20 protein-coding genes are annotated in these 20,037 nt (G+C 71.7%); 6 read left to right on the forward strand and 14 right to left on the reverse strand.

What is annotated here, in order from left to right; all coding sequences use genetic code 11:
* The first annotated feature begins 75 nt into the window (after window positions 1-75).
* Window positions 76-864 (forward strand): enoyl-CoA hydratase/isomerase family protein, encoded by a 789-nt coding sequence (locus R9Z33_RS12850; RefSeq protein WP_318646974.1) that lies wholly within the window; start codon window positions 76-78, stop codon window positions 862-864.
* Here the strand turns inward: R9Z33_RS12850 and rfaD are convergent.
* On the reverse strand, window positions 851-1,816 hold the full coding sequence (rfaD, locus tag R9Z33_RS12855) for an ADP-glyceromanno-heptose 6-epimerase (RefSeq protein WP_318646975.1): 966 nt from the start codon (window positions 1,814-1,816) through the stop codon (window positions 851-853). The two genes, R9Z33_RS12850 and rfaD, sit on opposite strands and share 14 nt — an antisense overlap.
* A 47-nt stretch (window positions 1,817-1,863) precedes the next feature.
* Between rfaD and R9Z33_RS12860 the strand changes: the two genes are divergently transcribed.
* Window positions 1,864-2,127 carry an accessory factor UbiK family protein gene (locus R9Z33_RS12860; protein WP_318646976.1) on the forward strand — a complete coding sequence of 88 codons (264 nt, stop codon included), beginning with the start codon at window positions 1,864-1,866 and terminating at the stop codon, window positions 2,125-2,127.
* Window positions 2,128-2,178: 51 nt separating this feature from the next.
* Here R9Z33_RS12860 and R9Z33_RS12865 read toward each other — a convergent pair whose 3' ends face one another.
* The 4 genes from R9Z33_RS12865 to R9Z33_RS12880 are packed head-to-tail and all read right to left on the reverse strand — an operon-like array spanning window position 2,179 to window position 6,831.
* Window positions 2,179-3,117 carry a tripartite tricarboxylate transporter substrate-binding protein gene (locus tag R9Z33_RS12865; RefSeq protein ID WP_318646977.1) on the reverse strand — a complete coding sequence of 313 codons (939 nt, stop codon included), beginning with the start codon at window positions 3,115-3,117 and terminating at the stop codon, window positions 2,179-2,181.
* Window positions 3,117-4,814 carry an N-acyl-D-amino-acid deacylase family protein gene (locus R9Z33_RS12870; protein WP_318646978.1) on the reverse strand — a complete coding sequence of 566 codons (1,698 nt, stop codon included), beginning with the start codon at window positions 4,812-4,814 and terminating at the stop codon, window positions 3,117-3,119. The genes R9Z33_RS12865 and R9Z33_RS12870 overlap by 1 nt, the downstream gene beginning before the upstream one ends.
* Complete coding sequence (locus tag R9Z33_RS12875) at window positions 4,811-6,508, reverse strand: N-acyl-D-amino-acid deacylase family protein (RefSeq protein ID WP_318646979.1); 1,698 nt, start codon at window positions 6,506-6,508, stop codon at window positions 4,811-4,813. Before R9Z33_RS12875 ends, R9Z33_RS12870 begins: the two co-directional genes overlap by 4 nt.
* 59 nt (window positions 6,509-6,567) lie before the next feature.
* Window positions 6,568-6,831, reverse strand: coding sequence for an EamA family transporter (locus R9Z33_RS12880; RefSeq protein ID WP_318646980.1), 264 nt, complete (start codon window positions 6,829-6,831; stop codon window positions 6,568-6,570).
* A gap of 36 nt (window positions 6,832-6,867) precedes the next feature.
* Between R9Z33_RS12880 and R9Z33_RS12885 the strand changes: the two genes are divergently transcribed.
* A complete protein-coding gene (locus R9Z33_RS12885) occupies window positions 6,868-7,542 on the forward strand; it encodes a substrate binding domain-containing protein (RefSeq protein ID WP_318646981.1) in 675 nt (224 codons plus the stop codon).
* Window positions 7,543-7,583: 41 nt separating this feature from the next.
* Window positions 7,584-8,150 carry a histidine phosphatase family protein gene (locus R9Z33_RS12890; protein ID WP_318646982.1) on the forward strand — a complete coding sequence of 189 codons (567 nt, stop codon included), beginning with the start codon at window positions 7,584-7,586 and terminating at the stop codon, window positions 8,148-8,150.
* A gap of 3 nt (window positions 8,151-8,153) precedes the next feature.
* On the opposite strand, the gene R9Z33_RS12895 is transcribed toward R9Z33_RS12890, so the two are convergent.
* Together R9Z33_RS12895 and R9Z33_RS12900 are read right to left on the reverse strand one after the other, a co-directional pair.
* Window positions 8,154-8,600, reverse strand: a complete 447-nt coding sequence (locus R9Z33_RS12895) for a GNAT family N-acetyltransferase (protein ID WP_318646983.1) — start codon at window positions 8,598-8,600, stop codon at window positions 8,154-8,156.
* The gene (locus R9Z33_RS12900) at window positions 8,597-8,977 is read right to left on the reverse strand and encodes a RidA family protein (protein WP_318646984.1); all 381 of its coding nucleotides are present in this window, start codon (window positions 8,975-8,977) and stop codon (window positions 8,597-8,599) included. The genes R9Z33_RS12895 and R9Z33_RS12900 overlap by 4 nt, the downstream gene beginning before the upstream one ends.
* A 90-nt stretch (window positions 8,978-9,067) precedes the next feature.
* On the opposite strand from R9Z33_RS12900, the gene R9Z33_RS12905 reads away from it, so the two are divergent.
* Window positions 9,068-10,984 carry an AsmA family protein gene (locus R9Z33_RS12905; RefSeq protein ID WP_318646985.1) on the forward strand — a complete coding sequence of 639 codons (1,917 nt, stop codon included), beginning with the start codon at window positions 9,068-9,070 and terminating at the stop codon, window positions 10,982-10,984.
* A gap of 10 nt (window positions 10,985-10,994) precedes the next feature.
* On the opposite strand, the gene R9Z33_RS12910 is transcribed toward R9Z33_RS12905, so the two are convergent.
* The 7 genes from R9Z33_RS12910 to R9Z33_RS12940 all read right to left on the reverse strand — a co-directional run bounded on the left by R9Z33_RS12910 (window position 10,995) and on the right by R9Z33_RS12940 (window position 18,645).
* Window positions 10,995-12,557: an ATP-binding protein gene (locus R9Z33_RS12910; RefSeq protein WP_318646986.1), complete on the reverse strand. Its 1,563-nt coding sequence runs from the start codon at window positions 12,555-12,557 to the stop codon at window positions 10,995-10,997.
* Between the two features lie 10 nt (window positions 12,558-12,567).
* Window positions 12,568-13,410 (reverse strand): DUF4189 domain-containing protein, encoded by an 843-nt coding sequence (locus R9Z33_RS12915; RefSeq protein ID WP_318646987.1) that lies wholly within the window; start codon window positions 13,408-13,410, stop codon window positions 12,568-12,570.
* Window positions 13,407-14,588, reverse strand: a complete 1,182-nt coding sequence (locus R9Z33_RS12920) for an extracellular solute-binding protein (protein ID WP_318646988.1) — start codon at window positions 14,586-14,588, stop codon at window positions 13,407-13,409. The genes R9Z33_RS12915 and R9Z33_RS12920 overlap by 4 nt, the downstream gene beginning before the upstream one ends.
* Window positions 14,589-14,590: 2 nt before the next feature.
* Window positions 14,591-15,802 carry a glycosyl hydrolase family 8 gene (locus R9Z33_RS12925; protein WP_318646989.1) on the reverse strand — a complete coding sequence of 404 codons (1,212 nt, stop codon included), beginning with the start codon at window positions 15,800-15,802 and terminating at the stop codon, window positions 14,591-14,593.
* A 119-nt stretch (window positions 15,803-15,921) separates the two neighbouring features.
* Window positions 15,922-16,905 carry a tripartite tricarboxylate transporter substrate binding protein gene (locus R9Z33_RS12930; RefSeq protein WP_318646990.1) on the reverse strand — a complete coding sequence of 328 codons (984 nt, stop codon included), beginning with the start codon at window positions 16,903-16,905 and terminating at the stop codon, window positions 15,922-15,924.
* A gap of 4 nt (window positions 16,906-16,909) precedes the next feature.
* On the reverse strand, window positions 16,910-17,647 hold the full coding sequence (locus R9Z33_RS12935; protein ID WP_318646991.1) for a cache domain-containing protein: 738 nt from the start codon (window positions 17,645-17,647) through the stop codon (window positions 16,910-16,912).
* Complete coding sequence (locus R9Z33_RS12940) at window positions 17,644-18,645, reverse strand: tripartite tricarboxylate transporter substrate binding protein (RefSeq protein WP_318646992.1); 1,002 nt, start codon at window positions 18,643-18,645, stop codon at window positions 17,644-17,646. Before R9Z33_RS12940 ends, R9Z33_RS12935 begins: the two co-directional genes overlap by 4 nt.
* 193 nt (window positions 18,646-18,838) lie before the next feature.
* On the opposite strand from R9Z33_RS12940, the gene R9Z33_RS12945 reads away from it, so the two are divergent.
* Window positions 18,839-20,011, forward strand: a complete 1,173-nt coding sequence (locus R9Z33_RS12945; protein WP_318646993.1) for an HD-GYP domain-containing protein — start codon at window positions 18,839-18,841, stop codon at window positions 20,009-20,011.
* Window positions 20,012-20,037 lie beyond the last annotated feature (26 nt).

Genomic DNA, 20,037 nt, shown 5'->3' on the forward strand with positions numbered 1-20,037 from the left:
TAGCGGCGGGGCCCTGCCTTGCGCAAGGGGCTTCCTGCGGGCCCAAATGCGCGCCGCGAAGAAGGAAGAAACCTCATGCAATTCGAGACGCTTGCGCTGGAGTTCCAGGCACCGCATTTGCTCATCGTGCGGCTCAACCGGCCCGAGGTGGCCAATGCGCTGAACACGCAGATGGGCCGGGACCTGCTGGCGCTCTGGACCTCGCTGACCGAAGATTCGCGCGGCATCCGCTGCGTGGTGTTCACCGGCGCGGGCGGGCGCGCCTTCTGCGCGGGTGGCGACCTGAAGGAGCGCCTCGGCATGACGGACGCGCAGTGGCAGGCGCAGCACGAGATCTTCGAGCGCGCCTACTGGGCGCTGATGGACTGCCCCATCCCCGTCATCGCCGCGGTGAACGGGCATGCCTATGCCGGCGGCCTCGAAATGGTGCTGGCGAGCGACTTCGCCTATGGCGCCGAAAATGCACGCTTCGCGCTGACGGAGGTGACCATCGGCATCATGCCCGGCGCCGGCGGCACGCAGAACCTGCCGCGTGCGGTGGGCGAACGGCGCGCGAAGGAAATCATCCTGACCGGGCGTCCCTTCACCGCGCAGCAGGCGCTCGACTGGGGCATCCTGAACGCGGTGTATCCGATGGATGACCTGCTGCCGGCCGCATTGGAGACGGCGACGCGCATCGCCGAGAACGCACCGCTTTCGGTGCGGCAGGCCAAGAAGAGCATCCATTACGGCTTGCAGATGGATGTGCGGACCGCCTTCCGCTTCGAGATCGAGGCCTATAACCGCCTGGTCGGCACCGAGGACCGGCATGAGGGCATCGCGAGCTTCAACGAGAAGCGCAAGCCGGTGTTCAAGGGGCGTTAGCGCGGAGCCATGCCACGTATTCCGCCACGCCCTGCTCCAGGGGCGTGGACGGATGCGGGTAGCCGGCCTGGCGCAGCTTCGCCATCGGTGCCTCGGTGAAATACTGATACTTGCCGGCGAGATCCGCCGGCATGGGCATGAACGCGATGCGCTCGGGCAGGTTCAGTGCCGCGAAGACCGCGCGCGTGAGGTCCAGGAAGCTGCGCGCCTGCCCGCTGCCGCAGTTGAACAGGCCCGAGACACCGGGGTTGTCCAGCAGCCAGAGCATCACGCGCACGCAATCGCCCACATTCACGAAATCGCGTTGCTGCATGCCGTCCGCGATGCCCGGACGGTCCGAGGCGAAGAGGCGGGCAGGGGCGCCGGTCAGGATCTCGCGATACTTGTGCAGCGCCACGCTCGCCATGCGGCCCTTGTGGCCCTCGCGCGGGCCATAGACGTTGAAGAACTTGAGCCCCGCCCATTGCGGCGGCTTCGGGCGGCCGAGCTGCAGCATCTGCGCCACGCGCCGGTCAAAGGCGTGCTTGGACCAGCCATAGAGGTTGAGAGGCTTGAGGCGCGAAAGCTCCTCCGGCGTCTCGCCATCCTCGAAGCCCTGATCGCCATCGCCATAGGTGGCGGCCGAGGAGGCGTAGATGAAGGGCACGCCCGCCGCCGCGCACCAATCCCAGAGCTTGAGCGAGAGCGTCAGGTTGGAGGCGGCGACGAGGTCGCCATCCGTTTCGGTGGTGGCGCTGATGGCGCCCAGATGCACCACGGCGCGGGGACGCATGGCGAGCGCCGCGTCCAGCTCGGGCGGTGGCAGCAGGCCGGCCAGCACCGCGCCCTCCAGGTTGCGCCACTTCTCGTCCTTGCCGAGCCAGTCGAGCACCACCACCTCCTCGCCACGGGCGGTGAGAGCTGCGACAAGGTTCGAACCGATGAAGCCGGCGCCGCCGGTGACGAGGATCATGGTTGCGGGTTAGAACGCCTGCCAAGCCGCAGCAAGGAGGGGTTTCGATGCGCAAGGATGGTCGCCAGCGACTGGATGACCTGGCCGGGATGGCCGGGGGCGCCTTCTCCGTCTTCGCGGGGCTGCGTGCCGAGATGGAAGCCATGGCCCGCGCCCAGGCCGAGGCGATGGTGCGCAAGCTCGAGCTGGCCCGTGCCGAGGACCTCGATGCCGCCATGGAAGTGGCGCGCCGCGCCCGCGCCCATGCGGAGGCGCTGGAGGTTCGCGTCGCCGCCCTCGAGGCCGAGATCGCGGCGTTGAAGGCGGGCTGAGCCTGATCGCCTTTGGCCGCATCGCCAAAGGCGTGGGTCAGCCTCGCTCGATCATCCCCCCGGCCGCACCCCCGCCTCGGCCAGCAGGCGCGTGATCCGCTCCAGCTCGGCCGTGAAGAGGTCGCCATGGCGCTCGGGCGTCTGGTCGGCCGGCGGGAAGGGGGTTGTTCCAAGCTGCGCGAAACGGGCGAGGATGGCAGGGTCCGCCACGGCGGAGCGCAATGCCGCATTCAGCCGGTTGATGATCTCGGGCGGCGTGCCGCGCGCCACATAGAGACCATGCCAGACATGCAGGTTCACCCCCGGCACGCCGGCCTCGGCCGAGGTCGGCACAGTGGGAATCGGAGGCAGTCGCGTGGCGGAGGTGACCAGAACGCCCTGGATGGTGCCCGCCGTGAGCTGTGGAATGGCATTGGTGGATTGGTCGCAAAGCAGGTCGATGCTGCCGGCCACGAGGTCATTCATCGCCGGCCCGCCGCCGCGATAGGTGACGAGCGTCACCGGAATCCGCAGCGCCTGGGCCAGTTGCAGCGCGCAGAGGTGCCCGCTGGTGCCAAGCCCGCCATGGCCGATATTGGCGCGCTCACCCTGCGCCCGCAGCCAGGCGAGCGGCTGATCCAGACCGCGCCGCGCCGAGAGCACGGTGGGGCCGGTGTTCACCAGGCCGACCGGCGCGAAGGCGGTGCGCGTGTCGAAGCGCAGGTTCGGGATCAGGCCGGGCGCCGCCAGCAGGGCCAGCTGGTTGATCAGGATGGTCTGCCCATCCGGCGCGGAATTGGCCACACGCTCCGAGCCGATGGTCCCGCCCGCGCCCGCGACGTTCTCGATCACCACCACCTGGCCGAGGGTGCGGCCCATATGCTCGCCCACGAGCCGCGCGATGGCATCCGTCGCGCCGCCCGCCGCGAAGGGCACGATGAGGGTGATGGGCCGCGTCTGCGCCAGCGCGGGCCCCGCCACCAGCGCCAACAGCAGGGCCAGCCAGCGCATCACCGCCCCCGCCGCAGCAGCTGCCCCGGCAGGGCGCCGGTCGCGACACCATTGCGATAAGTGACCACGCCGCGCTTGATCGTGGCGCGGTAGCCCGATGGCGCCTGCAGGAGGCGCCGCCCGCCCGCCGGCAGGTCATGCACCATGCGGGGCGGCAGCAGGCCGAGTTCCTTCGGCGCGATCAGGTTCACATCGGCCAGCATGCCCGGCGCCAGCACACCGCGATCGGTCAGGCCCATGGCGCGCGCCGTGTCGCTGGTCTGGCGGCGGACCAGTTCCTCCATCGGGAAGCCGCGCTGGCCCCAATGCATCAGCACGAAGGTCGGGAAGGAGCCGTCCGAGATGAAGCCGACATGCGCGCCGCCATCGGAGAGGCCGATGATGGCATTTCGGTGCCGCAGGCACTCGGCCGAGGCATCCAGCGTGTAGTCGGCGAAGTTGGTCAGCGGCGCGAAGATGAAGTTGGTGCCGTCGCCCTCGGTCAGCAGGTCATAGGCGACCTCCTCGGGCTTGCGGCCCTCGCGCTCGGCCTGCGCTTCCAGGCTCTTCTCGCGCGGCGGCGCGTAGTCGGGCGGCGCGCCGAAGGGGAACATGCGCGCCCAATGCAGCCGCGTGATGAGCGGGAAGTTGGAGCCCGCGATGCGGTCCTCGCTCAGGATGCGCGTGCGACGGCCCGGCTCGCGCAGGGCGGCGGCACGCTCGGCCGGCGGCAGGTGGGCCACCTCCTTGTAGGACGGGCAGCCGGAGAAGGGGTTCTGCGAGCCGACCAGGCCGAGCAGGATGCCGATGGGGCGCGGCGGAAACACCGGGCGGATGTCGAGCCCGTTCTCCGCCGCCTCGTCGGAGAGGGCGAGCAGTTCCTTCCAGGCCTCGGTGCGGTCATGCCGCGCGGTCAGCGAGAAGACGATGGGCCGGCCGGAAGCCACGGCCACGCGGCGGACCATGGCGAATTCGGTGGAGGGGTCCGGCGTGTTCCAGTCGGAGACCATTTCCAGCAGCCCGCCGCCGCCCTCGGTCAGCCCGGCGGCGAGGCCGATCAGCTCATCCTCCTGGGCCTTCAGCGTCGGCGTCGGATCACCCGCCAGGGTCTTGTGGCTGATGGTGCGGCTGGTGCTGGCGCCGAAGGCGCCGGCGGCCGCGGCCTCGGCCGTGAGCGCGCGCATGCGGTCGATCTCGTCCGGCGTCGCGTTCTCCAGGCTGAGCGCGCGCTCGCCCATCACATGCACGCGCAGCGCGCCATGCGGCAGCAGCGCGCCGATGTCGATGTCGCGCGCCTTGCGCTCCAGCGCGTTCAGGTATTCCGGGAAGCTCTCCCAGGACCAGTTCAGCCCCTCATGCAGCACGGGGCCGGGGATGTCCTCGACGCCTTCCATCAGCGCGATCAGCGTGTCGCGATCCTCGGCGCGGCAGGGCGCAAAGCCGACGCCGCAATTGCCCATGAGCGCCGTGGTCACGCCATGCCAGGCGGAAGGGGCGAGATGGCTGTCCCACACGGCCTGGCCGTCATAATGCGTGTGGATGTCCACGAAGCCGGGTGTGACAAGAAGCCCGGTCGCGTCCATCTCCTCGGCGCCTTTCCCCCGGACTTCGCCGACCTGGACGATCTTGCCGCCCTGGATGGCGACATCGCCCTGGAAGCCCGGCGCGCCGGTGCCATCCAGGATGGTGCCGCCGCGAATGACGATGTCGTGGTTCATGGCTTTGCTCCGCGAATCAACCGGCCGGGCAGGGCGCCCGTGGCCGTTCCGTGTTCGTGAACGATCTCGCCCGCGCAGAGCGTGGCGCGATAGCCGCGCGCGCCCTGCACCAGGCGCTTGCCGCCGGCCGGCAGGTCGTAGCGCATGTTGGGCCGCTCAATGGCGAGATTGTCGAAATCCACCACATTGATGTCGGCACGGAGCCCCGGTGCCAGCCTCCCGCGATCCATCAGGCCGAGCGCCGCGGCATTGTCGGCGGCCAGGCGCTTGACCACGAATTCCACCGGCAGCTTCCCGCCCCGCGCGCGGTCCCGCGCCCAGTGGGTCAGCATATGCGTGGGCGCGGAGGCATCGCAGATGTAACCCACATGCGCGCCGCCATCGCCGAGGCCCATCAGCGTGTGCGGATGCGTCACCATCTCGCGGATCGCATCCAGATTGCCATCGGCATAGTTCAGCAGCGGGCGGTTGAGGATGGCGCGGCCGTCCTCCTCCAGCATCCAGTCATAGCAGAGGTCTTCCGGGTCACGGCCCAGGCGCCTGGCCTGTTCCAGCACGCTGGCCTCGGGCGGCGGTTCATAGTCGGGCGTCAGCTTGTAGATGCGGGCGTAGTTGTTGAGGCGCGCACGCAGCGCCGGGTCCGTGGGCTCGGCCAGGATGCGGGCGCGGCGGTCCGGGTCGCGCAGGGCGGCCACGCGCTCGCCGATGGGCAGATGCGCTACCTCGCGGAAGCCGGCGCGCGTCAGGAAGGGGTGCTGCGAGAGCTCCCAGCCGAACATGAGGCCGACCGGGCGGCCCATGACCTGGCCGGTCACCTGGATGCCCTCGGCATTGGCGGCGCTGACCTGTTGCAGGATCCAGCGCCAGAAATCCGGTCGGGATTCGCGTTGCAGGAGCGAGAAGGTCATGGGCCGCTTGGCGATGCGCGCGATCCGCATCAGCCGCTCCCATTCCTCCTCCGCCGGGTCATCGAAGTCGGAAATCAGCTGCATCCAGCCGCCGCCGAGGCCGGCCGCGATCTCGGCCAGCTCGATCTCGGCGGCCCCCAGCGTCGGTGTGGGCTCACCCGCGAGCGTCTTGTGGGCGATGGCCCGCGATGTGGAGAAGCCGAGCGCGCCTGCCGCGATCCCCTCGCGCGCCAGGCGTGCCATCTCAGCGCGGTCCTCGGCGGTGGCGGGCTCGCGCTCGAAGCCGCGGCGGCCCATGACATGCACGCGCAGCGCCGCGTGCGGCACCTGGGTCGCGATGTCCATGTCGTACGGGCGGGCATCCAGCGCGTTGAGGTATTCCGGGAAGCTCTCCCAGTTCCAGGGCAGGCCCTCGGTGAGGACGACCTCGGGCAGGTCCTCCACGCCCTCCATCAGCTTCACCAGCATGTCGCGGCTCTCGGGGCGGCAGGGCGCGAAGCCCACGCCGCAATTGCCCAGCAGCGCCGTCGTCACCCCATGCAGCGAGGAGGACAGGATCTCCGAGGTCCAGGTGGCCTGCGCGTCGTAATGCGTGTGGATGTCCACGAATCCCGGCGTCACCAGATGCCCACGCGCATCAACTTCTGGCGTGCCGCGCGGAACGGTGATGTTGCGGCCGATGGCGGCGATGCGGTCCCCGGAGACCACGAGGTCCGCTTCGAAGGGCTGGGCCCCCGTGCCGTCCACAAGGGTTCCGCCGCGGATGATGAGGCTGGCTTCGGCCATGGATGAATTCTCCCTGGCCGAAGCTTCGCATCCCTGGCCGTTGCGCGCCAGGGTTGCGCTCAGGCGCGGCGCAGCACACCCGCTGCCACGAGCAGCCCGAGCGACACGAGGCCTAGGCCCAGCAACTGCCCGAGGTCCGGCCATTCCCCGGCGATGGGAATGCCCATCAGGATGGCCGAGGCCGGCACCAGCGCGGGGAACAGCGCGGCGCGCGCCGCCCCCAACTGTTCCGCCGCCCGGGTGAAGCAGATCACCGCCACCACGCCCGAGAGCACGCCCTGACGCTGACCGAGGATGGCCGCGCCTTCTATACCCAGGCGCAACTCGCCCTTGAGGCGGTGGCCGAGGCGGAGGGCGCCGTGGGCCGCCGCAAGGGGAAGCCCACCGGCACCCTCCGCCTCGCCTGCGCCGCCGTGCTGGGACGGCTGCATGTCCTGCCGCGCCTGCCGCGCTTCCTGGAGCGCTACCCCGATGTTGCGGTGGACCTCGTCATGGGCGACGACTTCGCCGATCTGGTGGAGCAGCGCATCGACCTCTCCATCCGCATCGGCGCGCTCACCGACCCCGGCCTGGTGGCGCGGCGGATCGGCATCTCCCGCCGGGTGCTGGTGGCCACCCCCGGCTATCTGGAGCGGCACGGCACGCCGCGCACGCCCGAGGAACTGCGCCAGCACAATTGCATCCTCTACACCCGCCTCGCCACCGGCGCGAACTGGCCCTTTACCGGGCGGGATGGCCCGATCTCGGTGCCCGTTCAGGGCCGCATCCAGGTCAACAACACCGAAGGCGTGCGGGCAGCCATCCTGAGCGGCCTCGGCATCGGCATGGTCCCGGCCTGGCATTTCGTGGATCGCGAGATCGAGACGGGGCGCCTGATCCCGCTGCTGCCGGACTACGAGCCGGCGCCGCACCCCATCCATGCGGTCTATCCCACGCGGCGCTTCGTGCCGCCCAAGCTGCGCGCCATGCTGGACTACCTGGCGACGGAGTTCGAGCTGGACCCGCTGCTCAGCGCCTATGCGGAGGGGCGGTGATGCCTCTTGCGGTCCCGGCGGGGGATCACAGTTGAGGTGGCATGCCCGTTTTCTTCGTCCGCCGCCGCCTCGCCCTTGGGCTTGCCGCATTTCTCCCGGCGCCGCCGGCCGAGGCCTCCGAGGCGGCGGCCTGGGAGGCATTGCGCCAGGGCGCCATCGTCATGTTCCGCCATGCCTATGCGCCCGGCGGGGGTGACCCGGCCGGGATGCGCCTCGGCGAATGCGCCACCCAGCGCAACCTCGATGCCCAGGGCCGTGCCCAGGCTGTCCGCATCGGCGAGGCCATCCGCGCGCAGGGCGTCACCGTGGGCGCCGTGCTCACCTCCCAATGGTGCCGCACGACGGAGACCGCCGAGCTCGCCTTTCCCGGGCAGTCGAGGCCGGAGCCCGCCTTCAACTCCTTCTTCGGCGACCGCCCGGCGGGCCCGGCACTGACCGCGGCCGCGCGCCGCATCCTGCTGGCCTGGGCCGGCCCAGGCGCGCTTTTCGTCAGCACGCATCAGGTCAACATCACGGGACTGACGGGCATCGTGCCGGCCTCCGGCGAGGGCGTGGTGTTGCGCGCCGAGGGCGGCGAATTGCGGGTGGTCGGCCGCATCCAGCCCTGAGCGTCAGTTCTGCTTGCGGAGCGAGCGCACGAAGCTGCCCCCGGCGGCGGCGAAGCCCGTCGCCATGCAGAAGCCCTGCAGATCGGCGGCACCCGGGGGGGTCGCGATTTCCAGCCGGTCGCACCCCGCCACGCGTGCGGCCTGGGCTGCGGCCTTCAGCAGGAGCCGCCCGATGCCCTGCCGCCGCTGCGCGGCCGCGACAAGCAGCAGCGTGATGCGCGCCACCGGCGCCCCCGTCAGCGTGGGATGCCAATGCAGCAGCACGGCCCCGCTGGGCGGCCCCCATTGCAGCGCGACCAGCGCGGTGGCCGGCCCCTGGCGCAACGTGGCCAGCCGGTCCGCCAATTCGCGGGGCTCTGCCCTCAGGCCGGCCTCGGCCAGCAGGGTCACGAGCCCGGGCGCCTCGGCGGGCGTTGCGGCACGGATCTCCATGCCGTAGCGCAGGTTCATCCCGCCAGTGCCATGCAGGAAAAGCCGACGCGCGCTTCGGTCGGCACGCCGAACAGCACGGTGTGGCGGGCGGGCAGGCCTTTGGGGAAGTGCTTCACATATTCGGCATTCAGCGCCGCGTAGTCGGCGCGGTCGGTGATGAGCATGGTGACCTGCACCACGCGATCCAGGCTGCTGCCCGCCTCCTCCAGCAGGCTCGCAATGAACCCCAGGGCGTTGCGCACCTCCTCGGCCGGGGTGGTGCCGCGATGGATGCCCCGCGCGGGATCATGCGGCGCCGAATGGCCGGAGACATAGACCATGCCCCCGGCGCGAACGGCGCGGGTGAAGGGGCGGCTCTCGCCGGCTTCGGGCGGGTGGAAGAATTCGATGCTCATGGCGGCCTTCTCCGTTGGCTCGGTGCACTCTGCCGGATCGCGCCCCGGGTGGCATCCCGCCCGGGGCGGTTTGGGGCTATGCTGCACCGCATGAGCGAAGCCGAGACCAAGCCCGACGCCCCGCCCCAGGACCAGCCCAAGGCAAAGCCCCGGCCGCGCTGGCTGCGCCGGGCGCTCTTCACCCTCGGCGGCCTCCTTCTTCTCCTGGGCAGCCTGCCGGTCGCCGCCTGGATCCTGCTGCCCCGGCTGGAGCTTGCCGATTTCGCCGCCGCTCAGGCCAGCGAGCGCCTGGGCCGCCCCGTCACCATCGAGAGCCTGCGCCTCACCCCGGGCGCGCGCCTCGGCCTCACGGTGAGCGGGGTCGCCATCGCCAATATCGAGGGCGGCAGCCGGGCCGAGATGCTGCGCCTGGAGCGCCTGACCGCCGAGCTTGACCTGCCCGCCCTTCTGGGGGGCGAGGTGGTGCTGCCCATGGCCGAGATCGCGGGGCTGTCCCTCCTGCTGGAGCGCAATGCGGAGCGCGTCGCCAACTGGCATTTCGGCCCGCCCGCCGCCGCTTCCAGCGGTCGCGGCTGGATGCCCCTGTTCCAGGCGCTCCGCGTCACCGGCGCCGAGATCCTGTTCCGCACCACGGGTGGCCTCACCTTGCCCACGCGGGTCGAGACGGCGAGCCTGACCGCGGAGGGGCTGCATGCGCCGGTCCGGCTCGACGCCACGGGCAGCTACAACAATGTGGCGCTCACCCTGCAGGGCCCGCTCGACAGCATCGCGAGCTTCCGCGATGGCAGCGCCCCCTTCAGCCTGGACCTGACCGCGACGGCGGGCGAGACCACGCTGGCCCTGCTGGGCTCCGCGCGGGACCCGCTGAATTTCGATGGCGTGCAGGGCCAGATCGAGCTGCGCGCCGCGAATCCCGACGCGCTGCTGGCCCTGGGCGGCATGGGAACGGAGGGCGTGCCCCGCATCGCCCTCGAACTCGCCGGCACCTTCGACCGCCAGGGCGATGTCTGGCGCATCGGCATGCCCATGGGCGCGCTGGACGGCGCCCCTTTCACCGGCCGCGTGCTGCAGCTGACCGAGGGCGCGCGCGGCGAGCCCGACGCCATCCTGCTCGACCTGGCGCTGACCCGGCTCGACCTCAACCGCGTGTTGCGCGCGGGGGGGCATGAGGCCGATGGGGTGGCCGACCTGCCGCTTGCCGTCTTCACCGCGCCCGATCCGCTGCTCGAGCTTCGGCTCTCGGCCGAGGCCTTCACCTATGGTGCGCTCGAGGCGCGTGACGGCCGGCTGGTCGCCACGCTCGTGCCGGGGCAGGTGCGGGTGACCACGCTGGCCATGCAGGCCTTCGGCGCGCGCATCGGTGCGGCCGCCCTGCTGGACGCCGATGAGGAGGGGCTGCGCGTCACCGCCGACGTGATCATGGGCGAGGCCGAGCTCGAACCGCTGCGCCGCGCCCTCGGCCTGCGCGAACTGCCGCTCTCGGGGCGCGTCGAGGGGCGGCTCTCCATCAATGCGCGCGGCGGCAGCCTGAACGCCGCGGCGCGGGATGCGCACGTCTCGGCCGTGCTGCTCATGTCGGGTGGTTCCATCGCGCGCGAGGTGATCGAGATGGCCTCCACCGACATCCGTGCCCTGTTCCGCACGGCGCGCGGCCGCACGCGCCTCTCCTGCGCCATCGGCGTGCTCGACATGAAGGGCGGCGTCGGCGAACTCGCCCCGCTTCGCCTGCGCTCGGCCAACGGGATGATCAGCGGGATCGCGACCTTCGACCTGAACCGCCACCGCCTTGACCTCGTCATCGGCAGCCACCGGCAGACCACGGGCAGCTTCGCGCTCGACATCCCGGTACGCGTCAGCGGCAGCTTCGAGGATCCCGGCGTGCAGCCCGCGCAATGGTCGAGCGCGGGGCGCGCGAGGCTCTCCGCGCCGGACCATACCGCCCCGATCCCGCCCGGGCTGCGCGACTATGCCCGCCGCAGCCCCTGCTTCTTCGCGGGCGGGCGCTGAGCGCGGCGGCCTATGCCAGCTCCGGCAGGGTGATGCGGACCACCGCGCCGCCATCGGCATTGGCCAGCGTCATCGTCCCGGCCATCGCGCGGATGGTCGAATAGGCGAGAGAGAGGCCGAGGCCGGTGCCCTTGCCGGCCTCCTTCGTCGTGAAGAAGGGCTCCAGCGCGCGGGCCAGCGCGGCCGGGGAAAAGCCTGTGCCATTGTCGGCGACGGTCAGCACCACCTCGCCCTCCGCCCGCCTGACGGAGAGGTGGATGGCGCCGGCCGGCCGGCCGCTGGCCTGCACGGCGTCACGCGCGTTGAGCAGCAGGTTCAGCAGCACCTGCTCCAGCGGAATCATCTGGCCCATGACGCGCGCGGGCGGATCGGGCAGGCTTACGTGCAGCGCGATGCCAGCCGAGCGGATCGCCGCCTCGGCCAGCAGCAGCGCGCCCTTCACCACCAGCGCCAGCTCCACCGGCTCCGCGCTTGCCGGCGTCCCGTCCTCGCGGCCGAAGAGGCGCAGATGGTCCACCACGCCGCGCGCGCGGATCGAACTGCTGGCGATGCTCTCCAGCCGCTTCAGCGCCGCCGGGATGGATTCCGGGCCACGCCGCTGCAGCTCCAGGATCGCGTTGTCCGCCGCCAGGGCCATGATGGCGAGCGGCTGGTTCAGCTCGTGCGCGAGGCCCGTCGCCATCTGGCCGAGGGAGATGAGGCGCGCGGTCTGCACCATCTGCGCCTCCGCCCGCTTGCGCTCCTGCATCTCGGCGCTCAGCATCCGCGCCAGTTCCTCCGCCCGGTGGCGCGCCTCGGCGAGACTCTGCTGCATCCGGCAGAGGTCGGTCACGTCCACATGGGTGCCGATCCAGCTGCCGTCATAAGTGCGGTGCTCGCGCACGCGGACCCAGCGGTCGCCCGGCAGGGGCAGCTCGAAGGGCGCGCCGGGGAAACGGGAATTCTCGGCCCAGCGCTGCCGCGCCTCCCGCGCATCGCCCGCGCCCGCCCAGGCGCGCTCCAGCACATCGGAGAAGCGCCGGCCGATCGCCTCGCCCGGGCCATCCAGGCCGTAGAGCTTCGCGAAGGGGCGGTTGGCCATGACGATGCGCCCCTCCGCGTCATGCACCATCAGCCCATCGGCCGTCTGGTCCAGCGCCTCCGCCGAGACGCGCTTGCCGCTCGCGACCATCACGGTCGCCAGGACGTCGCCGCCGCGGGCCGGTGCCGCGCGGGACCAGAAGCGCAGCCGCCCGCCGCCCGGCAGGGGCAGCACCTCGGCGCGCAGCCACTGGCTGTGGTGCAGGAACTCGAAGGGCGCCACCTGCCGGTGGTGGCGCTCGACCCCCTCGGCGACATAGCGCTCGATCAGGGCCATCTCCGCCGCGTCGAGCCGGCCGCGATAGAAGCGGCGCAGATTCTCGGCATAGGGCTCGCCCCGATGGATCCGCCCCGCATGCTCGGGGAAAAGCGCCAGGAAGCCGTCATTCCACCGGATCGTGCGGTCCTCGGCGTCAAGCGCGAGGGCGGCGACCCCAAGTTCCTCCATCCGGTCGAGATTTTCGACGACGTCATGCAGCCGGGCTTGGTCCATCCTCCCGTCCTCAGCAGCCCGAGATGATGACCTGGCAGGCGCTGCCCGCGCCGCAGACGCGCCGCGCCTCGCGCTCCGCATCGTCCAGCTCGATGCCGAAGCCGGCCGAGACCTGGCCATCCGGTGCCTGCGCCACCGCCGCGCAATGATTGATGGTGGAGACGGCGATGCGGCAAGGGCGGCCCTCGGCCATCGCCTCGCAGGCGCGGCGCGCGCCCTCGAGGGCGCTGCCCGCGGTGCGTGCACCCGCGAGGAAGGCCTCGGTCATCAGTGGCCGGTCCACCACGAAGATGGCGATGTGCCGGTCGCTGTCCGGGCCGCCGAGCGCGGCGATCCCCTCCGTGCCGCGCAGGCAGCTCGCGAGGCAGCGCTGCCGGTCGGCGCCCGCACGCAGCTCGCAGGCGGCGGCGCAGCGGGCATTGCGCAGCGTGCCGAGGTCGCCCGCCACGCGCGGGGCGGGGAGGAAGCACAGCTCGGTCTGCACCGGGCAGGGCGTCACGCCGGGCGTCGCGGCCGGGTCGGCGGGCAGGCTGATCCGCCAGGCGGTGCGGTTGCCGCAGCGCACATCCCAATGCGCCGCGCCATCGGCATCGAGGCCGGCGAAATAGGCGCCGGAGAGCGAGGGGCAGCTCTCGGCCACCGGCCCCAGCAGCCCGCGCAAGGTATCCCGCTGCGCCGGGATGCCGAGGGCCGCCAGCCGCTCATGCCGCGCATTGCCGCCGGTCGGGATGCCAAGGCTGCTCGGCGCACGGATGAAGACGTCGAGCTCGGCCGGGGCCGGCGCCTGTGCCAGGCCGGTTGCAGCCAGCAGGGCCAGCCAGGCCCCGGCCACAAGGGCAAGGCCGCGCCTCATGGCCGCACCCCGTGCCAGGCCGAGATATCCTCATCCCAGCGGCGCAGCATGGTCAGCGTCTCCTCCAGCAGCAAAGGCGGCGCCACATGCTGGCTCGCGATCAGCGAGGGCGCCCAGCTCCGCACCAGGCGGCGCAACTCGCCGCGCATCTCGGGCGGTGCATTCTCGAGCGCGATGCCCTGGCGCACCGGCCCCGGCCAATACTGCCCGCGCCCAAAGAAGGTGCGCTGCACCGGCTCGCTCAGCAGATAGGCGATGGCCTGCGCGATGGTGTCCAGCTCGGCCGGCGCGTGGCCGCGCAGCACGGCGACGAAGAGCCCCGTCGGGATCCAGTGCATGCCGGCGAGCGGCGCGAGGCCGATGCCCTCGGGCAGCAGGCCGGTCACGCGGTTCAGGATGTCCACGCCGAGCGTGGTGGCGACGATGTCCGCGCCGCCCTCCGCCAGCTCCTGCATCGCGGCGAGGGTGGTGGTCGGATAATAGGCGACGTGGCGGTCGAGCTCGGCCAGGTATTCCCAGGTGGCGGGCCAGCCATCCTCAGGGTCGTGCGGGTCGCGATCCTGCAGCATCCAGGGCAGTCCGGCCACGAAGCAGCGACCGGACTCGCTGAATTCCGGGCGCGGATAGAGGAAACGGCCAGGATTCTCGCGCGCCCAGGCGAGCAGCCCCTCGGCCGTGCGCGGCATGCGCGGCACCCGATCGGGCGCATAGGTCAGCAGCGGGCCGCCGGGCGATGCCACGATCACCTGGGCATGTTCGCGCAGCACGCCGCGCAGCACGCGGCCGAGCGGCGTCAGCAGCTCGTCCATCGGCGGCAGCAGGGGCTGGATGCGCGCGCCCATGGGTTCCCAGAGGTCCAGTTCGGCGCCCATCGCCGCGCCGTCCAGGTTGGTCAGCACGACATGGTAGGGTGGGCGGCCCGCCGCCACCTGCGCGCGGATGTCACCGAAGAGGTATTCCATATGCGTACGCTCGGCGCTGACGCCGGCGAGTAGCCCGGGATTGGCCTCGGCGAAGCCGTTGAAGATGAAGGGGCCGTTCGCCGTCTCCGTGAGGTCGAGCTGGCGCAGCATGAAGGGGCGCGCCTGGGCGCGCGCCGGCGCGGCGCCGGGACCCCCCGCGGCGAGGCCGAGGGTCGTACCGGCCAGCACCGCGCGGCGGGTGGGGTGGGGTGCCATGCTCAGCGCCCCCCCGGATCGCGCCCGCCACGGCGCGCCAGTGGGCTTTCGCGCTGCGAGGGGCTGACAGGGGCGACCGGCGTCGTGTCGTCGCGCAGGCCGAGATAGCGCATCACCGCCGCCATGCGCCCGCCACCCGCCGGCGCCGGCGCCGCGGCCGGCGGCACCTCGGCCGGGGCCTCGGGCGGCTCAACGCTCGCCATGCCCGTCATCAGCACCAGCGAGGCGCCGTAGTAGTCGGGGGATTCACTGATGGCGATGCGGCGCATGGGCGCGGTCACGCCGGTCCGCATCGCCGCGAACTGCGCGACGGCGAGAATGCCCGCATGCCCCGGATAGGGTGAGATCTGGTCCCGGTAGAGGTCGGTCCAGGCGGGCGGGCGATAGGGGTGGCTCTGGTCGAAGAAGAAGCGCGCGGCCGCCTCCACCGAGGGCTCGGGCAGGCCGGCCCAGGCGAGATGAACCGGAATGCGGACCGCGTCCCAGGAGAAACGCGGCGGCCAGTCCGGCGCGGGGCGGATCGTCGCATCGCGGGAGATCTCGCACCAGTCGGGCGGCAGGCGCCAGCGCCCCAGCGCGCTCGCACGCAGGATGTCGAGCGAGGCCGCTTCCAGCGCCGCCCAGCTCGCATCGGGCACATGGCGCGAGAGGGCGCGGAAGGCGCCGATCGCGAAGTAGGAGGGGTTCACGACGATCGTGTTGCCGCGCTGGAATCCGCGCACACCCGGGAGCAGGATGCGGCGGCCCACGAAATCCGTGGTGCAGGCGCGCAGCACGTCACGCGCGATGCGCGTGGCGGCCTCGGCATAGCTGGCCTCGCCCCATTTGTGCGCCGCGCGCAGCAGCGCCCAGGCGATCAGGAGGTCGCCATCCGTCGCGTTGTTCTGGTCGGGCACGGTGGGCGTGCCGCGGGGGACGTATTTCCAGGCGAAGAGCGAGTCGGTCGCGCGGCGCAGGGTCCGGCCGATCCAGCCCCACATCTGGTCGAAGGCCGCGCGGTCGTCGAAGAAGACGGCGAAGAGCATGCCGTAGGACTGCCCCTCGCTGTGCGAGATGCCCGCATTGCCGGTGTCCACCACGCGGCCATCGGGGGCCAGGTAGCGGCGCTTGAAGGCGGTCCAGTCCTCCGGCAGCGGCGCGGTTCCGCGGCTGCCCGCGGCCTGGACCCTGACGATGAAGGGCGCGGGAAGCCTGGGTGATGGGGAGAGGGTCAAGGGTAACATCCTGGAGGTCGGCTTCGCGGGCCCGAGGCTTGGCGGTGGAGAATGCCCGGCCATTCTGTGCCGTGCCGGCCGGGCGCGCCTTGCGCGGCCGCAAGGCCACCCGGCGTTCCTCAGGGCGTGGCGCGCTCCCGATGACGAATGGCGGCGCGCCAGGCCTTTTCCTCGCCCTTCAGGTAGTCGCGGAAGCCCTCCCGCGGGATCTGGGCGGGCTCGATCGCCAGTGGCGCCAGGATCTGCCGCGTGGCCTCGGCCCGCATCACCGCCAGCGCCGTGCGGCAGAGGCGGTCCAGGATGAAATCGGGGGTGCGGGCCGGCGCGAACAGGGCGAAATCCGTGGTGACGGCGTAGCCCGGCAGGCCGCTCTCGGCGATGGTCGGCACCTCGCGCAGGGGCGCTGCCCGCACGGCGGAGGAGACGGCAAGCGGCCGCAGGCCGCCGCCCGCGATGCGCGGGATGGCGGTGACGAGATCAATGAAGGCGAACTGCACCTGGTCCTGCAGCACGGCATGCATGGCGGGGGCGCCGCCGCTGAAGGTCATGTGCTGGAAGCGGATGCCGAACCCCTTGGCGAAGAGCTCGACCGCGAGGTGGTTGGTGACGCCGATGCCGGCCGAGCCGTAGCGCAGCCGCTCGGGCGCGAGGCGTGCGGCCTCCACCAGGTCCTGCAGGGTACGGAAGCCCGAATCCGCATGGACGCAAAGCACCATGGGCGTGCTGGCGACAAGGCAGACCGGCGCGAAGTCCCGCTCGATGACGAGCGGCGTGTCCAGGTAGTGCGTGGCCATGGCGAAGGTGCTGTTCGGGCTCAGCACCAGGCGGTGCCCGTCGGGGGCCGCGCGCGCCACGTCTGCCATGGCGGTGAGGCCGCTCTCGCCCGTGATCACCTCGATGTTGAAGGGCTGGCCGAGATTGGCAGCGAGCCGGCGGCCCAGGAGTTGCGCGACGAAATGCGTGGCGCCACCCACCGCGAAGGGCACGACGATGGTGACCGGGCGGGTCGGATAGGCGTCCACCGCGCGGGCCGGCCGCGCGGCGCCGAGCAGGGCCGCGGTGGCGAGCAGGCCGCGCCGGGTGGCGGGAAGGGGCTGTGCCATCGCTTCAGGCTCCGGTCAGGACGGCCAGTTGCCATCCGAAGGAAGGGGCGTCGGCGCGCTGGCGCACCGGGAAGCGCTGTGCCTGCCGGAGGCGTTCGGCCGGCACGCCCTCGGGCACCAGCAGCACCTCGCCCTGCGCGGAGATCAGCGCGATGGGCGCCCCCGCATGACCCTCCTCGCGTCGGATCACGCCCACCACCCACTCCCAGAGGATGTGGGAGCCGATCATCGCGACGATCCGCCCCTCCCGGTCCCGGATGGGGGAGGTGAAGTCGATCAGCCGCAGCATGCCCTGCGAGGGGTCGCGGTTCAGGGCGCGCTGGAGCAGCACCGCGTCATGCACGTCCACCGCCGCCTCGCGCCGCGTGCCCTCGATGAACCAGGGGCGCTGGCTGACATCATCGCCTTCCAGCAGCTTGCGCGTCGCGGCCAGGACGCGGCCATCGGCGACCGTCGCGACGCCGATCCAGATGATGTGCGGCGCATTGTCATGCGCGGTGTCGAGGATGAAGCGCAGCTCCTCGGCATCCTGCGGCGGCCAGAACTCCTGGACCGAGCGCGCCACCCATTGCAGGTGGTCCCATTGGCGGTCGAGCAGGATGGCGAGGCGCGATGCGATCCCCGCCGGGTCGCGCAGCGCGGGGGCGAGGGGGGCGAGGCCCGCGGTCTGCGCCCCGGCGCCGGTGGCGAGCGCGGCGAGCCAGCCGGCCAGCAAGGCCGCGCGGCGCGTGGAGGCCATCATCGCGGTCGCTCCATGGAGGTGATGTCGAACTGACGGATGAGCGAGAGCCATCGCTGGTTCTCCGCCTCGAAATAGGCGGGGAAGGCGGCGCGCGTCCCGCGTACCGGCTCGACGCCGATGGGTGCCAGCAGCGCCTTCACATCCTGGCCCGACAGCGCCTCTATGCTCGCTTCAGAGAGCCGGGCCAGGGTGTCATCGGGTGTGCCGGCGCGGGCGAAGAGGGCGAAGTCGGTGGCGACCTCGAAGCCGGGCAGCCCGGCCTCGGCCAGGGTCGGCACGTCTGGGAGCTGGGCCGTGCGCTGGCCGGCGGTGACGCCGAGCGCCCTGAGCCGCCCGCCATGCACGAAGGGCACGGCCGCCCCCAGCGCCAGCAGCGCGAATTCGGCATCGCCCCTGTCCAGCGCCTCGAACCCCGGCAGCGCCCCGCCGACCAGCACGCTGGTCACATTGATCTCCAGCATGTCGGCCAGCATCAGGATCGGCAGGTTGTAGGCGTGCGGGGTGATGTAGCGCAGCGCGCCCGGGCTGCGGCGCGCGGCCTGTGTCAGATCCGCGAGGCTGTGCAGCGGCGAGGCGGCGGGCACGCAGAGCACGAGGGGCGTGCGGGCCAGCAGCCCGACCGGCGCCAGCGCCGCGGTGAAGTCGAAGCGGCAGGAGAGGATGTTCATCGTCATGGCGTAGATGCCGTTCGTCGCCAGCAGCAGGGTGCGCCCATCCGGCGCCGCTTCCCCGACGTAACAGGTGCCCGCCAGGCCGCTCTGCCCCGGGCGGTTCTCCACCACGACCGGCTCGCCCAGCAGGCGTGACAGCCTGACGCCGAGCAAGCGGCCGACGAAATGGGGCGGCCCGCCCGAGGCATAGGGCACCACGATGGTGATGGCCCGCCGTGCGGCTCCCCCCGCCGTGGCCGGCTGGGCGGCGGCCGGCCGGAAGGGGGCGGAGAACGGGCCGATCGCTCCTGCGAGCCCGAGGCCGGCAAACCGCCGTCTGCTGAGCATGCATGCCACTCCGCGAACTGAATTCGTAACGATTTCCAAGATTGCAACAAGAAGCAAATGAATGCACGCACTGGTTCATACGAGTTTTGTCGAGCCACCTCCGGCGAGACTGTATTTTCGGGGCCAGACATGGGAGGAAGGTGGCCGCACGAGACGGCCACCGTGCCCGCGATGGAAGGAGCCCCCGGCGGCGATGACCCCTGAGACCCGGCCAGCCCCCGATGCCGCCGGCGCGGCGACCATTCTCATCGTGGACGACGTGCCGCAGAACCTGCTGCTGCTGGGCGAGTTGCTGCAGCCCCATTTCCATGTCCGCGCCGCCAATTCGGGCGAGCGCGCCCTCCGCGTGGCCCGCAGCGAGCCGCGGCCTGACCTTGTCCTCCTGGACGTGATGATGCCGGGGATGGACGGGCATGATGTGCTGCGTGAATTGCGCGCCGACCCCGCCACGCAGGACATCCCGGTGATCTTCGTGACCGCGCTGGATGATGCCGCGGACGAGGAGCTGGGCCTTTCCCTTGGCGCCGTGGACTATATCACCAAGCCCATCACGCCGTCCGTGGCCCTGGCCCGGGTCCGCACGCATCTCGAACTCGCCGGCGCCCGCCGGCGCCTTGCCGCGCAGAATGAATGGCTGGAGGCGGAGGTGCATCGCCGCATGGCGGAGACGCGCCTGATCCAGGAGCTGTGCATCCGCGCACTCGCCTGCCTGAGCGAGACGCGGGACAAGGAGACGGGGCGGCACATCATCCGCACCCAGGCCTATGTCGGCATCCTGGCGCAGCACCTGGCCGGGCATCCGCGCTTCGCCGCCGCACTCGCCGGGCGCAACCTCGAAATGGTGGTGCATGCGGCGCCGCTGCACGACATCGGCAAGGTCGGCATCCCGGATGCCATCCTGGGCAAGCCCGGCCGGCTGACGCCCGAGGAATACGCCATCATGAAAACGCATGCCGTGATCGGCGCGCGGGCCATCGAGGCGGCGATGGGCCAGGCGCTGGCCGAGGCGGACGAATTGACGGCCGAGCAGGCCGCGGGCGCGCTCGCCTTCCTTCGCACCGCGCAGGAGATCGCGCTCGCGCATCACGAGAAATGGGACGGCTCGGGCTATCCGAATGGCCTGGCGGGCGAGGCGATCCCCGTCTCGGCCCGGCTGATGGCATTGGCCGATGTCTTTGATGCGCTGACCACGCGGCGGGTCTACAAGCCATCCATGAGCCTGGAGGAGACGACGCGCATCATCACCGAGGGGCGCGGCGTGCATTTCGACCCCGATGTGGTGGACGCCTATCTCGCCTGCCGCGACGCCTTCTTCGCCATCGCGCAGCGCATGCCCGACGCCGCGGAGGCATCGGCGGTCGCATGAGGCGGGCGGCGGGCGGTGCGGCGGGG

The sequence above is a fragment of the Sediminicoccus rosea genome, assembly GCF_033547095.1.
GTDB classification, from domain to species: domain Bacteria; phylum Pseudomonadota; class Alphaproteobacteria; order Acetobacterales; family Acetobacteraceae; genus Roseococcus; species Roseococcus rosea.